Raw genomic sequence first — 12,651 nt, 5'->3', positions numbered from 1 at the left:
GAAACGACGACCACGCCGCCTCGTTACGCCAGACCGAAGACCCGCTCGGCGGTGCGGTACGCGATCGCCGTGCGCTGGATGTCCGTCAGCGGTGTCTCGCGCAGGAAGGCGAGCGCGGCGGCCGGATCCTCGTAGGGGTGGTCGATCGCGAACATGACGTTGTCCTCGCCGACAGCGCGCAGCGCCAGGCCGAGCACGTCCGGGTCGTCGATGCCGCTCGTGGTGAGCACGAAGTTGCGCCGGAAATACTCGCTCGGCGTGAGCGAAAGGCGTGGCATCGGCGTCGCCGCTCCGGCGATCCGCGCGGCGAACGCGTGCCGGTTGTCGATACGCCGCAACCAGTACGGGATGCCCTCGCCGAGATGCCCGAGCACCACGGTCAGCCCCGGATAGCGATCCAGAGTCCCGCTGAGGATGAGCCGCATCGCGTGCAGCCCGGCCTCCGCCTGATAACCCCAGATCGCCCCGGGCAGCCCGTAATCGCGGTAGGGCGCGAGCATGCTCGGCGCCCGCGGGTGCAGGTAGACCGGCGCCCGGTTCGCCTCGGCCGCCGCCAGCAGCGGGGCGAACTCCGGCTCGTCCAGGTACCGCCCGCCGGTGTGCGAGTTGATCATCACGCCGCGCAGCCCGAGCCCTTGCGCCCGCTCGATCTCCGCGGCCGCGGCGGCCGGATCCTGCGGGGCCACCGTGGCCAGCCCGCCGAACCGGCCGGGGTGCCGCCGCACGATCTCGGCCAGTGCGTCGTTGAACTCCCGCGCCAGCGGAACGGCGTCGGCCACCGGATAGGGCTGCACGCCGGGCGGATTCAGGCTCAGCAGAGCCATGTCCTGGCCGAGCGCGTCCATCTCGCGCAGCCGGGCCTCCATGTCGACGAGCCGCGCGCGCGGGCCGGGCGTGCCCTCGATCGTGCGCATCAGCCCCACCTCGGTCTCGTCGCCCGGGAGAACGTCGAAACCGTGCGCGGCACGCAAAAACGCTTCGGTGGACATGTGTTCTTCGACCGCGAGGACCCTCATGCCCGCCTCCCGCCGTCGACCGACATCGCGATCCCGGTGACGTAGGACGCGGCGTCGGAGCAGAGCCAGACGGCGGCGGCCGCGGCCTCGTCCGCCGTGGCCATCCGGCCGAGCGGGGTGATCGCCTCCTGCATCGCGATCATGTCCGTGCCCGCCGCCACGGCCTCGAACCCGGGCGTACGGGTCGGGCCGGGGCAGACGGCGTTGACGCGGATGCCTTTCGGCGCGTAGTCCACTGCGGCGACCTTGGTGAGCCCCACGATGCCGTGTTTCGAGGCCACGTAAGCGGGTGCGGTCGGGATCGCGTAGAGGCCGCCGTTGGAGGCGACGTTGACGATCGCGCCGCCACCGTCGAGCAACGGCAGCTCGTACTTCAGGCACAGGAAGGTCCCGGCGAGGTTCACGTGCACCACGCGCTCGAACTCCGCCAGGCTCAGCTGGTCCAACTGCCGGTGGTGCGACGCCATTCCCGCGTTGTTCACGGCGAAGTCGAGGCCGTCGAACTCGGCGACGGTGCGCTCGACGGCCGCCCGCACGGAGCCTTCGTCGCCGATGTCGACCACGACCGCCAGCGCGACCCCGCCGTCCTTCTCGATCATTCCGGCGGTCTCGGCCGCGGCGCTCTCGTCGATGTCGAGCACCGCGACCGACGCGCCCTGCCGGGCGAACTCCAGCGCCGCCGCGCGGCCGATCCCGCTGCCCGCCCCGGTGACCAGCCCTGATTTCCCTTTCATGCCAGCGGTTCGTGGTTCGCCCAGGCGACCTTGTACGAATGCCGCGACTGCCACCTGTCGATCACCTCGTGCAGGGCGGGCGCGCTGAACGCCTTCGCCAGCGTGTCCGTGTCCGCCACCGAGACCTGCACGATCGCGGTCGCGATCAGCGCCGGGATGGCCTCTTCGCCGGGGACCGCGACGTGACGGCGGGTGGCGACCGACTGCGTGAAGCCGGTCTCGGCCATGGCCCGTTCGATGTCCGTGAGGTACTGGTCGAGCTCGGCGTCGGGCAGCGGCTCGTCGAACGAAACAATCATCGTATGTGTGATCATGCCTCGATTTTCGGCCAGTCTGGCGGCCGGCGTCCAAGATCCGTTCGCTCTTCGGCGATAACCTGGAGGCATGGCCGAACTGGAGACGCGCGAACTGGAGTACTTCCTCGCGGTGGCCGCCGAGCTGCATTTCGGCCGGGCCGCCGTCCGGCTCTCGATCGCCCAGCCCGCGCTGTCGAAGGCGATCCAGCGGATCGAATCCCGGCTCGGCGTGCCGTTGTTCGTCCGGTCCAGCCGTCGCGTCGAGCTGACCCCGGCGGGCGAGGCGCTGCAGGAGCACGGGCGCCACGCGCTCAACGCCGTCAGCGCCGCCGTCCGCGGCGCCCAGCGCGCCGCCGACGCTCAGGAGCACCTGCGGCTCGTGCTCAAGCCGGGAGGGGACGCGGGCCTGCTGTCCGGGATCCTGGCCCAGTACTCCCACCAGCCCGACGCCCGCCGGGTGGACATCCTGTTCAGCGGGCCCGCCGACCGCACCGAGTTCCTGCGTGACGGCCGCGCGGACGTCGGCCTGCTCTACGCCCCGTACGACGATCTCGAAGGTCTGGACCACGAGACGCTGCACACCGAGGACAGGGTGGCGATCGTCCCGTCCCGGCACCGGCTGGCCGGGCGCGCTTCGGTCCGGCTGTCCGATTTGGACGGTGAGATCCTGCCGCGCTGGAAGGGCGCGCCGGGCGTTCCCGGCGACGGCACCGGCCCCGAGGTCGCCGACGTGGTCCAGCTGCTGCACATGATCGCGGTGAGCCGGATGATCGCCGTGCTGCCCCGGTCGCTGGTCGAGCCGGTCCCGGCCGGACTCGTCTGCGTCCCGGTGACCGACGCGCCGCCGAGCCACCTGGTACTCGCCTGGAACGAAGAGGACCGCCGCCCGCTGGTCGCGTCGTTCGTGGCCGCCGTGCTCGAGAATCACCCTCGTCATCGAAGATAGCTCCGCCCGGTCCCGGCTTCGACACCGGCGGGCACGCCCCACATCGCGGTAGTGAAGCGCGGAACATGGCGGTGTGTGGGCGATTCCCGCCAGTTGAGCTCCGCTCGCTCCCGGCTCGCCCCGGTCAGTAGCGTCCGCATCACCGGGAACAGGAACGGGGTGCGCGCGAACGTCAGCAGGATCCAGGGCCCGCGGCGGCGGTCATCCAGCCGTCCTTGGCCAGGGGGATCGCGGCTCCCGGAGACGAAGGACATCCCGGCATTGAGCACGATGACGCTGAGTGTGAAGATCCCCAGCACGTCGATCGGCGCCGGGCCGAGATCGTCCAGATCGCGCGGATCGACGGCGGGATCGCGAGCCACTGACCGGCGCCCTGCGCGAGCAATCCGCAGAACAGGACCGCCCGGGCGACCAGGTTGACGATCACCTCGCGGCGCAACCCGGCCCGCTCCGGCGCGGCAACGGTGGTGGTTCCATGGTTGCGACGCTGGAAAACTCCAGCGCGCGAGCGTCAGCAGGATCTGGGCCCAGCGCGAGGTGGGGCCAGACTCACTAACCGAAGCGTTCGGTGCGGATCTTGTGCGTGTCGTGGCCCAGCGCGACCAGGATGTCGGCGATCGTCTCGACGAAACCCGTGGGGCCGCAGACGAAGCAGTCCGGGCCGAACTCCGCGGGCCAGCCCGAGGAGTTCACGTCCGCGATGCCCATCCGGCGGGGCTCGCGGGGCCAGCCGTCCGGCGCGGACCGGGTGTACACATAGGACACTTCCACCCCGCTGAGCGCGGCGTCCCGCAACTCGGCGGCGTAGTAGATCTCCTCCGGCGCGCGCACCGAGTACAGCAACCGGAACGGCGCGCGCGAGCCCGCGGCGCGGCGGGCGCGGATCATCGCCATCAGCGGGACGATCCCCGAACCGCCCGCGACGAGCAGGACCGGCGCCGTGCTCGCGGGCCGCCAGACGAACCAGCCGCCGATCGGGCCGCGCAGCTCCACCGGGTCACCGACCGAGAAAACCTCGGTGAGATAAGGGGAAACCTCCCCGTCGTCGATGCGCTGCACGGTCAGCTCCAGCCGTTCGCCGTCGTCCGCCGACGCGAGGGAGTAGCTGCGCTCAGCCGTGTAGCCGTCCTCGGCGGTGAGCCGGACGTCCACGTGCTGCCCCGCGAGATGCCCCGGCCAGCCCGGCACGTCGAGCAGAAGCGTGCGCGCCGTCGGCGTTTCCTCGCGGATCCCGGCCAGGCGCGCCACCCGCCAGCTCAGTCGCCCTGATACCGCTGTTCCCGCCACGGGTCCCCATAATCGTGATAGCCCGACGCTTCCCAGAAGCCGGGTTCGTTGTCCAGGGTCAGCTCCAGGTTGTGCACCCATTTCGCCGACTTCCAGAAGTACAGGTGCGGCACCAGCAGCCGGGCCGGGCCGCCGTGCTCGGGCGGCAGGTCGTCGCCGTCGAACTCGTACGCGATCCAGGCCTGGCCGTCGAGGAGGTCCTCCAGCGGCAGGTTCGTGGTGTACCCGTCGTAGGAATGCATCAGCACGAAATCGGCGGCGGTTTCGACATTTTCCACCAGAGTGTCGATCGAGACGCCTCGCCAGTTCGTGCCGAACTTCGACCATTTCGTGACGCAGTGGATGTCCACCGTCGGGGTTTCGCTGGGCAGGGCCAGGAATTCGGCCCAGCTCCATTCGTGCACCACCCCGGTTTCGGTGGTGATCGTGAACTCCCAGGTTTCGGTGGAGAGCCGGGGCGTGGGCCCGGCGGAGAGCACGGGGAAGTCGTCCGTGCGGTACTGCCCTGGCGGCAGCTTGGCCTCGCCGCCACGGCGGCGGCCTCGGAAGCCCGGGGTCACGATCGGCATGAGACCAGTTCTACCCGTGGCCGCGCGAAAATGCCGGAACCCGGGACCCCCGTATGGCGGAGAACACCGGAACGGGGGTCCCGGGACGGCTCAGCGTTCGCCGTCCGTGCGGCGCGGGAGCTGCCACGGGTTGCCCTCCTGCAACGCCGGGGGCAGCAGGGCGTCCGGGAAACCCTGCCACGCCACCGGACGCAGGAACCGCTCGATCGCCGCGGTGCCCACCGACGTGGTGGTCGGCGCCGTCGTGCCCGGGTACGGGCCGCCGTGCTGCTGCGCCCAGCTGACCGTGACGCCCGTCGGCCAGTCGTTCCACAGCAGGCGCCCGGCCAGCCTCGTCAGCGCCGGGAGGATCGGGCGGACGTCGTCGGCCTCGGACTCCTCCGCCTGCAGCGTCGCGGTGAGCCCTGGCTCCAGCTCCTTCAGCACGGCGAGCAGCTCGTCCTGGCTGGAGTAGGTGACGACGATGGACGCCGGGCCGAAGCATTCCGAGCGCAGCACCTCGTCGGCCTTGAGGAAATCGGCCGCCCGCACGGAAAGCAGGGTCGGACTGTACTCCTCGCCGCTGCCTTCGCCCTGGGCCAGCACGGTGACCTCGGGCTGCTGGCGGAGCCGCTCGACGCCCTTGCCGAACCCGCCGGCGATGCGCTCGTTGAGCAGGTGCTGCCGCGGCACGCCACCGGCGGCCTCACGCAGCGTCTCGTCCAGGCCGTGCCCCTCGGGCAGGAACAGCAGGCCGGGTTTGGTGCAGAACTGCCCTGCCCCCAACGTGAACGAGCCGACGTAGCCCTTCGCGACCTCTTCGCCGCGCGCCTTGACCGCGCCCGGGGTGACGACGACCGGGTTCACGCTGCCGAGCTCGCCGTAGAACGGGATCGGCGTCGGCCGGGAGACCGCGATGTCGAACAGGGCGCGCCCGCCGGGGACGGAACCGGTGAACGAGGCGGCGGCGACGCGCGGGTCCTTGAGCGCGGTGACGCCGGTTTCGACGCCGAAGATCACCGCGAAGATCCCTTCCGGGGCACCGGCGGCGACCAGCGCCGTGCGCAGGATTTCCCCCGTGCGGGCGGAAAGTCCGGGGTGCCCTGGGTGCGCCTTGAGGATCACCGGGCAGCCGGCCGCGAGCGCGGACGCGGTGTCCCCGCCCGCGACGCTGAACGCGAACGGGAAGTTACTGGCCGCGAACACGAGGACCGGGCCGATCGGCACGGCCGCACGGCGGATGTCCGGGCGCGGGCCCATCGGCCAGGCCGGGTCGGCGTGGTCGACCGTGGCCCCGAGGAACGCGCCGTCGGCGAGCACCTTCGCGAACAGCCGCAGCTGGAACGTGGTGCGCGCGAGCTCACCCTTGAGCCGCGGTGCCTCGGGCAGGTGGGTTTCCTTGGCGGCCAAGGGAAGCAGCTCCGAACTCGCGGCGTCGAGCGCGTCCGCGGCGGCGGTGAGCCACTCCGCGCGCTGCGCCGGCGTCGACTCCGCGGCCTTCGGGGCGGCTTCGGCCGCCGCGGCGAGTACGCGGTTCAGTTCGGTGGTGTCGGTGTCCATCTCATCCTTCCTGATGCGCGGCCTCGACCGCTGCTCGTACGTCGCCCCACCGGGCCGGCCCGGCGAGGCCGACGTGGTAGAGGTGGAGCTCCTTCGCTCCGGCGCGGGCCAGTTCGCTCACGTACGCCTTCATGTCGGGCACCGGGTTCGCCGCCACAGCCGTCACGTACGCGCCGAACGTGGCCTCGGGGTACCGGTCCCGCGCGGTCCTCACCTTGTCGAGGCTAGTCTCGCCCGGCTGCCAGCACGGCAGGACGACGGCGTCGGCCTCCGCGCTCGCCGTGGGCGTAAGCCCCGGCAGCGCACCGGTTTCCCACGGATCCACCGAACCGTGCAACGTCACCGGCACGTCGATCATTTCCAGCACCGCGCGGCGAAGCAGATCCGTCGATCGATGCCGGGTGGCCAGGATCGCGTCCAGCACATCCGCGCCGATGGGGTTGTCGCCTCCGGTCGCCATCAGCGTGTTCACCGCGTCCCGCAACAGACTGTCCATACCGGACTCCAGCCCGCAGGATTCGCAGCAGCACACCGAAAGCAGCTGTGCCACCGCCGGGCTCCACACCGCGTCGGTCTTCTCGTGCTGACACTGGTGGACGGCGCCGAGTTGCCCGCACGCTTCGAGAATCACCGACGAAACGTCCAGTCCCGCCAGGGATTCCGCGGTGAGCGTGACCGCGTAGTCGCGCACCTCCTCGTTCGACGGGCACAGCGCCCACGGGTAGCGCTCGCCGAAGCAGTTGCGCACGGTCAGCTCCGGGAATTGCTCGCCGAGGCGCGAGTTGTGGGTGAGCACGATCCACGCGGCGGCGTTGTCGAGCGACGCGACCGCTTCGCCCGCACTGTCCGGCGAAGCGACCCAATCCGGCACGCCCGGCTTCAGCCGCGACCACCGCTCCTCGCGCAACGGCCGGTACAACGCGGCGTAGCGCGCGAGCACCGACGTCCGCGAGTCCGACCACGGAGTGGCCGCGCGGGCCGAGTGATACGAGACGGCGACGGCGACCTCGTCCACGCCGAGCCCGGCGACGCGCTCGTGGAAGCCCGGGTCCGCGACATCCCACGGGTACGCGTACGCCACGACCTTCATCCGCGCAGGTCCTCCTTCGTGTTCACATCAGTGAACGTAGCCCGTATGCTGAACGCTAATATCGCCCGTGACACCCGTCAACGGAGGGGGGCAACCATGCCGGAACCCACCGGGCTCCCAGAGCTCGCGGCCGAACCGTCCGGGGTGAAATCCGCCCGCCGGACCGTCGAGCTGCTGGAGACCTTCGCCGCACAGGACGCCTGGCTGTCGCTGTCGGATCTGCACGCCCGCACCGGTTTCCCACGCTCCAGCCTGCACGGCCTGCTGCGCACGCTGTACGAGGCGGGCTGGCTGGAAGCCGACCCGGGCACAGCTCGCTATCGGCTCGGCGTACGCGCGCTGATCTGCGGCACCGCGTACCTCGACCGCGATCCGGCGATCCCCTTCGCCACCGAAGCGCTGGAGACGGTGCGCGAGCGCACGGGCTTCACCGCGCACTACGCGCGGCGCGACGGCGCGGAGGTCGTGTACCTGGAAACGCGGGAATCCCGGCATTCCACGCATTTGGTGTCGAGGGTCGGGCGGACGCTGCCGGTGCACGCGACGGCGTTGGGGAAGGCGCTGCTGGCGGAGCTGACGCAGGGCGAGATCAGCGAGCTGTTCACCGAAGCGCCGCGCGCGCTCACGCCGAACACGGTCACGTCGCTGGAAGGCGTGCTCGCCGAATGCGAAGTGACCCGCCAGCGCGGGTACGCGGCCGAGGTCGAGGAGGGCACGCTCGGCGTGCGTTGCGTCGCCGCGGTCGTGCCCTACCGCATCCCGGGCACGGACGCGATCAGCTGCTCGCTGCCCGTCGACCAGGTCACCGACGCACAGGCGGAGCAGGTGGGCGAGCTGCTCGCGGAAACCGCCACCGAACTGGGCCAGCGGCTGCGCCGCGCCGGAATCCGTTGAGGGAGAACGCCATGCGCGTGTTGATCACTGGGGGCGCCGGCATCGTCGGCACGCTGCTGCGGCCCCGCCTGCGGCAGGCGGGGCGGACGCTGCGGGTCCTGGACCTCACCACCCCCGAGGCCGGGGGCGACGACGAGGTGCTCGCCGGTTCGGTCACCGACCCGGACGCCATGGCGGCGGCGTGCGAAGGGGTGGACGCGATCATCCACCTCGGCGGGCGCAGCCGCGAGGCGTCGTGGGAGGACACGGTCGAGACCAACATCAACGGCACGCACACGGTGCTGGAGGCCGCGCGGGCCGCGCGGGTCGGCCGGATCATCCTCGCGTCGAGCAACCACGCGGTCGGTTTCCGCGAACTGGGCAAGGACCTGCCCGCGGATTCCACGCCCCGGCCCGACACCTACTACGGGGTGAGCAAGGCGGTCATCGAATCGCTGGGCAGCCTGTACCACTCGCGGTTCGGGATGGACGTCGTGTGCGTGCGGATCGGCTCGTGCTTCGAGCGGCCGCCGGGCGTGCGCGGGCTGGCGACGTGGCTCTCCCCCGACGACGCGGGCCGCTTGTTCGAGGCGTGCCTGACGTATCCGTCGCCGGGTTACCGCGTCATCTGGGGTGTTTCCGACAACACGCGCCGCGTGTACTCGCTCGCCGAGGCGGAGGCGCTCGGCTACCGCTCGCGCGACGACGCGGAGAAGTTCGCCGCCGAGATGACCGATCCCGCGCCCACCGGCGTCGCCGCACAGTACGTCGGCGGCCCCTTCTGCACCGCCCCGCTCGGCGTGCCGAACTGAGTCACGCCGGTTCGAGGACGACGACGGCGGTCTGCCCTGGCCGCCGGGCCGCGTAGGCGTCGAGGTTCTTGTCCAGCTCGCGCCACCGCGTCCACAGCCGCTCCCGTTCCTCGCCGTCGGCTTTCCGAGCCCGCACACGGAAACGCCCGTCGACGAGCGTGGCGGTGGCTTCCGGGCGGGCGCGCAGGTTCAGCCACCACGCCGGTTCGGGCGCGCCCCAGCCGTTCATCGCGAGCGTGACGAGATCCGGGCCGTCGCGGAAGTAGGCCAGGATCACGCTCCGCTCGCGGCCGGTGCGACGGCCGAGTGTGGTGAGGCGGAACATGCCCCACCGGCCGGCGCGCGGAGGCCGGAGCGTCCGGCCGCCCAGCACGCGATACAGCGCCCGGTGCACCTGCCACGCGCCGCGGATGAACCATCGCGGCGGCAACCACGGCTTCTTTTCCCGCGCCATCGGCGAACCGTAGGACACCGCGGGACGAACAGGGCAGAGCAGAAAGTCCTTTGGCCGGTCCACAGTGAACCGGAAAACACCGTGCGCGTCTGGCCCCGAGAGGCCACACTCGGGCACGTGCACTCCTTCTCGATCACTCCGGACCTGCTGCGCGGCATCAGCGAACTCGAACCGACCGACCACGGGTTCCGGCCCCACCGGCTCCCCGCGCGCGCCCGGGCGCAGGCCCCGGACCAGCGGCTGATCATGTCCGAGTCCCAGCCCTCCGGGGTCCGGCTGGCCTTCCGCACCGAAGCGACCGTCGTGGAGCTGGACACGCTGCGCACGCAGGTGGCCTACCGCGGCGCCCCGGCCCCGCTCGACGGCGTGTACGACCTGCTGGTGGACGGCGAACTCACCGGGCAGGCCAGTGTGCCGGGCGGCAACGTGCTGGTGCTGGACATGATGACGGGCGAAGCGTCCACGCAGCCGGGGCCGGTCGGCACCGTCCGCTTCGACGGGCTGCCCGCGAGGGCGAAACTCGTCGAAATCTGGTTGCCCCACAACGAACTCACCGAACTCGTCGCGTTGCGCGCCGACGCTCCCGTGGCAGCCGCGCGCTCGGACCGCCCGATCTGGCTGCACCACGGCAGCTCCATCAGCCACGGCACCGGCGCGGCCAGCCCCACCGCCACCTGGCCCGCGCTGGCCGCGGCCCGTGGCGGCGTGGAGCTGGTCAACCTCGGCCTCGGCGGCAGCGCCCTGCTGGACCCGTTCACCGCGCGCGCCATGCGGGACACGGCCGCGGACCTGATCAGCGTGAAGATCGGGATCAACGTCGTGAACGCCGACCTGATGCGCACCCGCGCCTTCGGGCCCGCCGTGGACGGCTTCCTCGACACCATCCGCGAAGGGCATCCGGACACACCGTTGCTGGTGGTTTCCGCGCTGTACTGCCCGATCCACGAGGCCACGCCCGGCCCGGGCATGCCCGCGTTCGAGGACGGCAAGGTGCGTTTCCACGCCACCGGCGAGCCCGGCCCCGGGAAGCTGACGCTCGAGGTCATCCGCGAGGAGCTCGCCCGGATCGTGCACCGGCGCTCGGCGGAGGACCCTCAGTTGTCCTATTTGGACGGACTGGAGTTGTACGGGCCCAAGGACTTCGAGGAGCTGCCGCTACCGGACGCGCTGCACCCGGACGCCGCGACGCACCAGCGCGTCGCGGCCCGCTTCGCCCAGCGCGTGTTCGAAGACGGCGGGTTCTTCGAGAAGGCGGCTTACCAGGGCACGACTCCGCCGTCGTCGTAGAAGCCGCCGCTGGTTTCGACTTCGGTCGCCAGCCGGACGGCGATGGCCGCGCCCTGCTCGGGCGTGCGGACGCCGCGGAAGCCGTTGAGGTCGGTCGCGGTGAAGCCAGGGCAGCCGGCGTTGATCAGGATGTTCGTGTCGCGCAACTCCTTGGCGTACTGGACGGTCACGGCGTTGAGGAAGGTCTTCGACGGCGCGTACGCGGCCGAAATCGGGCCGGTGTCGCCGCCGCCGCTCTGCAGCGTCAGCGACCCGACGCGGCTCGACATGTTCACGATCCGCGGCGACGCGGAACGGCGCAGCAGCGGCAGCAGCGCGTTGGTGACCCGGATGACGCCGATCACGTTGGTCTCCACGGCGGCCCGCACCGTCTCCGGCGTGACCTCGGTCGGCTGCTGCGGCATCCCACCGGTGATCCCGGCGTTGTTCACGAGCACGTCGAGCCCGCGCTCTTCGAGCAACCGCGCCGCCGCGCTCACGCTCGCGTCGTCGGTCACGTCGAGGGGCACCCCGAACGCGTCCGCGCCGCCCGCGCGCAACTTCTCCACGGCGGCCTCGCGGCGAGAGGCGTCCCGCGCGCCCACGCCGACGCTCCACCCGAGCGCGCCGAGCCCGGCCGCGATCTCGTATCCGATTCCCTTGTTCGCGCCGGTGACCAGCGCGATCGTCTGTCCGCTCATGTCTTCGATCCTGGTCCGCCACCCCGCGCCGACGCCAAGACCGACCGGGTCGGCGGCGGTACCGCACGGGTATCACCCCTGGCCAGGGGTACGGTGAAGGCGTGGAGACGCGGGAGATGCGGTACTTCGTCGCGGTGGCCGAGGAACTGCACTTCGGGCGCGCGGCCCAGCGCCTCGGCATCGCGCAACCGCCGCTGTCCCGCGCGATCCGCCAGCTCGAACGCCGGCTCGGCGCGCCGCTGCTGGAACGCAACAGCCGCGGAGTCGCCCTCACCGAAGCGGGAACGGTGCTGCTGCGCGAAGGCCGGGCCGCGCTCGACGCGGTCGAAGCCGCCGAACGCCGCACACGCCGCGCTGCCCAAACGGCGGGCGTCGTGCTCGTGACGAAGGCCGGCGCCTCCAGCGAGCTGCTCGCGAAGCTGCTCGACGCGTACGCCGCCGAGCCCGGCTCGGTCCCGGTCGACGTCGTGCTGTGCGGAGTCGGCGAACAGGAACAACACCTGCGCGACGGGCGGGCCGACGTGGCGTTGCTGCACCTGCCGTTCGACTCGACGTCCGGGCTCGACTTCGACGAGCTGCACACCGAAGGGCAGCTTTTGCTGGTGCCGTCCGGACATCCCCTCAGCACCGAGCCTCATATGCGGCTGGCCGACATCGCCGCGCTGCCCGACCTCCCGATGGCGCGCTGGCCCGCCCGCGACGGCACGTACCCCGACGGCCCCGGCCCGGAGGTCCGGGACAACACGCAGCTGCTGCAGCTGATCGCGCTCGGCCGGGCGTCGGCCGTGCTGCCCGAATCCGCCCGGGCCCACCTGGGCGGCGGCCTCGCCGGGGTGCCCGTGCTCGACGCGCCCAAGGTGACCACGGTGATCGCGTGGCCCCCGCACAGCCGCTCCCGCGCCGTCGCCGGACTCGTCCAAGCCGCCGCCCGTCTCTGACCGCAGCCCCGGGAACGAGGAGGGACGCGGACGGACGCGGACGCGGACGCGGACGGGCCAGGTTCACCGGGCCCTCCCGGGCGTGTTTGCCGCCCCCGCTGGCGTGTTTGCCGCCCCCGCTGGAATGTTC

At 71.7% G+C, this 12,651-nt stretch carries 15 protein-coding genes; 5 read left to right on the top strand and 10 right to left on the bottom strand.

What is annotated here, in order from left to right:
* Nucleotides 1–23: 23 nt before the first annotated feature.
* From FPZ12_RS40055 to FPZ12_RS40045, 3 genes are read right to left on the bottom strand one after another with little or no spacing between them, the layout of a single operon-like run.
* Nucleotides 24–1,016: an amidohydrolase family protein gene (locus tag FPZ12_RS40055; RefSeq protein ID WP_144756589.1), complete on the bottom strand. Its 993-nt coding sequence runs from the start codon at nucleotides 1,014–1,016 to the stop codon at nucleotides 24–26.
* The gene (locus FPZ12_RS40050) at nucleotides 1,013–1,750 is read right to left on the bottom strand and encodes an SDR family NAD(P)-dependent oxidoreductase (RefSeq protein WP_144756591.1); all 738 of its coding nucleotides are present in this window, start codon (nucleotides 1,748–1,750) and stop codon (nucleotides 1,013–1,015) included. The genes FPZ12_RS40055 and FPZ12_RS40050 overlap by 4 nt, the downstream gene beginning before the upstream one ends.
* Nucleotides 1,747–2,049, bottom strand: a complete 303-nt coding sequence (locus tag FPZ12_RS40045; RefSeq protein ID WP_243770274.1) for a hypothetical protein — start codon at nucleotides 2,047–2,049, stop codon at nucleotides 1,747–1,749. The genes FPZ12_RS40050 and FPZ12_RS40045 overlap by 4 nt, the downstream gene beginning before the upstream one ends.
* An 85-nt stretch (nucleotides 2,050–2,134) precedes the next feature.
* Here FPZ12_RS40045 and FPZ12_RS40040 point away from each other — a divergent pair, with 85 nt between their 5' ends.
* Nucleotides 2,135–2,992 carry a LysR family transcriptional regulator gene (locus tag FPZ12_RS40040; protein WP_144756595.1) on the top strand — a complete coding sequence of 286 codons (858 nt, stop codon included), beginning with the start codon at nucleotides 2,135–2,137 and terminating at the stop codon, nucleotides 2,990–2,992.
* Here the strand turns inward: FPZ12_RS40040 and FPZ12_RS40035 are convergent.
* The 5 genes from FPZ12_RS40035 to FPZ12_RS40015 all read right to left on the bottom strand — a co-directional run bounded on the left by FPZ12_RS40035 (nucleotide 2,980) and on the right by FPZ12_RS40015 (nucleotide 7,477).
* Nucleotides 2,980–3,354 carry a hypothetical protein gene (locus FPZ12_RS40035; protein WP_144756597.1) on the bottom strand — a complete coding sequence of 125 codons (375 nt, stop codon included), beginning with the start codon at nucleotides 3,352–3,354 and terminating at the stop codon, nucleotides 2,980–2,982. The two genes, FPZ12_RS40040 and FPZ12_RS40035, sit on opposite strands and share 13 nt — an antisense overlap.
* A gap of 190 nt (nucleotides 3,355–3,544) precedes the next feature.
* Nucleotides 3,545–4,279, bottom strand: a complete 735-nt coding sequence (locus FPZ12_RS40030; protein WP_208026173.1) for a ferredoxin reductase — start codon at nucleotides 4,277–4,279, stop codon at nucleotides 3,545–3,547.
* Entirely contained in the window at nucleotides 4,249–4,848 is a 600-nt protein-coding gene (locus FPZ12_RS40025) for a sulfite oxidase-like oxidoreductase (RefSeq protein WP_144756601.1), read from the bottom strand. Before FPZ12_RS40025 ends, FPZ12_RS40030 begins: the two co-directional genes overlap by 31 nt.
* 90 nt (nucleotides 4,849–4,938) lie before the next feature.
* Entirely contained in the window at nucleotides 4,939–6,387 is a 1,449-nt protein-coding gene (locus FPZ12_RS40020; RefSeq protein ID WP_144756603.1) for an aldehyde dehydrogenase (NADP(+)), read from the bottom strand.
* A 1-nt stretch (nucleotide 6,388) separates the two neighbouring features.
* Nucleotides 6,389–7,477: a hypothetical protein gene (locus FPZ12_RS40015; protein ID WP_144756604.1), complete on the bottom strand. Its 1,089-nt coding sequence runs from the start codon at nucleotides 7,475–7,477 to the stop codon at nucleotides 6,389–6,391.
* A 96-nt stretch (nucleotides 7,478–7,573) separates the two neighbouring features.
* Here FPZ12_RS40015 and FPZ12_RS40010 point away from each other — a divergent pair, with 96 nt between their 5' ends.
* The gene (locus FPZ12_RS40010) at nucleotides 7,574–8,371 is read left to right on the top strand and encodes an IclR family transcriptional regulator (protein WP_144756607.1); all 798 of its coding nucleotides are present in this window, start codon (nucleotides 7,574–7,576) and stop codon (nucleotides 8,369–8,371) included.
* Nucleotides 8,372–8,382: 11 nt separating this feature from the next.
* Complete coding sequence (locus FPZ12_RS40005; RefSeq protein WP_144756609.1) at nucleotides 8,383–9,162, top strand: NAD-dependent epimerase/dehydratase family protein; 780 nt, start codon at nucleotides 8,383–8,385, stop codon at nucleotides 9,160–9,162.
* A gap of 1 nt (nucleotide 9,163) precedes the next feature.
* Here the strand turns inward: FPZ12_RS40005 and FPZ12_RS40000 are convergent, their stop codons facing one another.
* A complete protein-coding gene (locus FPZ12_RS40000; protein ID WP_144756611.1) occupies nucleotides 9,164–9,616 on the bottom strand; it encodes a nitroreductase/quinone reductase family protein in 453 nt (150 codons plus the stop codon).
* A 117-nt stretch (nucleotides 9,617–9,733) separates the two neighbouring features.
* On the opposite strand from FPZ12_RS40000, the gene FPZ12_RS39995 reads away from it, so the two are divergent.
* Nucleotides 9,734–10,903 (top strand): GDSL-type esterase/lipase family protein, encoded by a 1,170-nt coding sequence (locus FPZ12_RS39995; RefSeq protein ID WP_144756613.1) that lies wholly within the window; start codon nucleotides 9,734–9,736, stop codon nucleotides 10,901–10,903.
* Here the strand turns inward: FPZ12_RS39995 and FPZ12_RS39990 are convergent.
* Nucleotides 10,873–11,583 carry an SDR family oxidoreductase gene (locus tag FPZ12_RS39990; protein WP_144756615.1) on the bottom strand — a complete coding sequence of 237 codons (711 nt, stop codon included), beginning with the start codon at nucleotides 11,581–11,583 and terminating at the stop codon, nucleotides 10,873–10,875. The genes FPZ12_RS39995 and FPZ12_RS39990 overlap by 31 nt on opposite strands.
* Nucleotides 11,584–11,684: 101 nt before the next feature.
* On the opposite strand from FPZ12_RS39990, the gene FPZ12_RS39985 reads away from it, so the two are divergent.
* The gene (locus tag FPZ12_RS39985; protein WP_144756617.1) at nucleotides 11,685–12,521 is read left to right on the top strand and encodes a LysR family transcriptional regulator; all 837 of its coding nucleotides are present in this window, start codon (nucleotides 11,685–11,687) and stop codon (nucleotides 12,519–12,521) included.
* Nucleotides 12,522–12,651 lie beyond the last annotated feature (130 nt).

Origin of the sequence: Amycolatopsis acidicola (genome assembly GCF_007713735.2) — a bacterium.
GTDB classification, from domain to species: domain Bacteria; phylum Actinomycetota; class Actinomycetes; order Mycobacteriales; family Pseudonocardiaceae; genus Amycolatopsis_E; species Amycolatopsis_E acidicola.
This window is presented reverse-complemented; position numbering and strand designations above follow the sequence as displayed.

Coding starts and splice junctions, on each gene's coding strand:
- FPZ12_RS40055 (WP_144756589.1), bottom strand. CDS start 1,016: ATGAGGGTCCTCGCGGTCGAAGAACACATGTCCACCGAAGCGTTTTTG.
- FPZ12_RS40050 (WP_144756591.1), bottom strand. CDS start 1,750: ATGAAAGGGAAATCAGGGCTGGTCACCGGGGCGGGCAGCGGGATCGGC.
- FPZ12_RS40045 (WP_243770274.1), bottom strand. CDS start 2,049: ATGATTGTTTCGTTCGACGAGCCGCTGCCCGACGCCGAGCTCGACCAG.
- FPZ12_RS40040 (WP_144756595.1), top strand. CDS start 2,135: ATGGCCGAACTGGAGACGCGCGAACTGGAGTACTTCCTCGCGGTGGCC.
- FPZ12_RS40025 (WP_144756601.1), bottom strand. CDS start 4,848: ATGCCGATCGTGACCCCGGGCTTCCGAGGCCGCCGCCGTGGCGGCGAG.
- FPZ12_RS40020 (WP_144756603.1), bottom strand. CDS start 6,387: ATGGACACCGACACCACCGAACTGAACCGCGTACTCGCCGCGGCGGCC.
- FPZ12_RS40015 (WP_144756604.1), bottom strand. CDS start 7,477: ATGAAGGTCGTGGCGTACGCGTACCCGTGGGATGTCGCGGACCCGGGC.
- FPZ12_RS40010 (WP_144756607.1), top strand. CDS start 7,574: ATGCCGGAACCCACCGGGCTCCCAGAGCTCGCGGCCGAACCGTCCGGG.
- FPZ12_RS40005 (WP_144756609.1), top strand. CDS start 8,383: ATGCGCGTGTTGATCACTGGGGGCGCCGGCATCGTCGGCACGCTGCTG.
- FPZ12_RS40000 (WP_144756611.1), bottom strand. CDS start 9,616: ATGGCGCGGGAAAAGAAGCCGTGGTTGCCGCCGCGATGGTTCATCCGC.
- FPZ12_RS39990 (WP_144756615.1), bottom strand. CDS start 11,583: ATGAGCGGACAGACGATCGCGCTGGTCACCGGCGCGAACAAGGGAATC.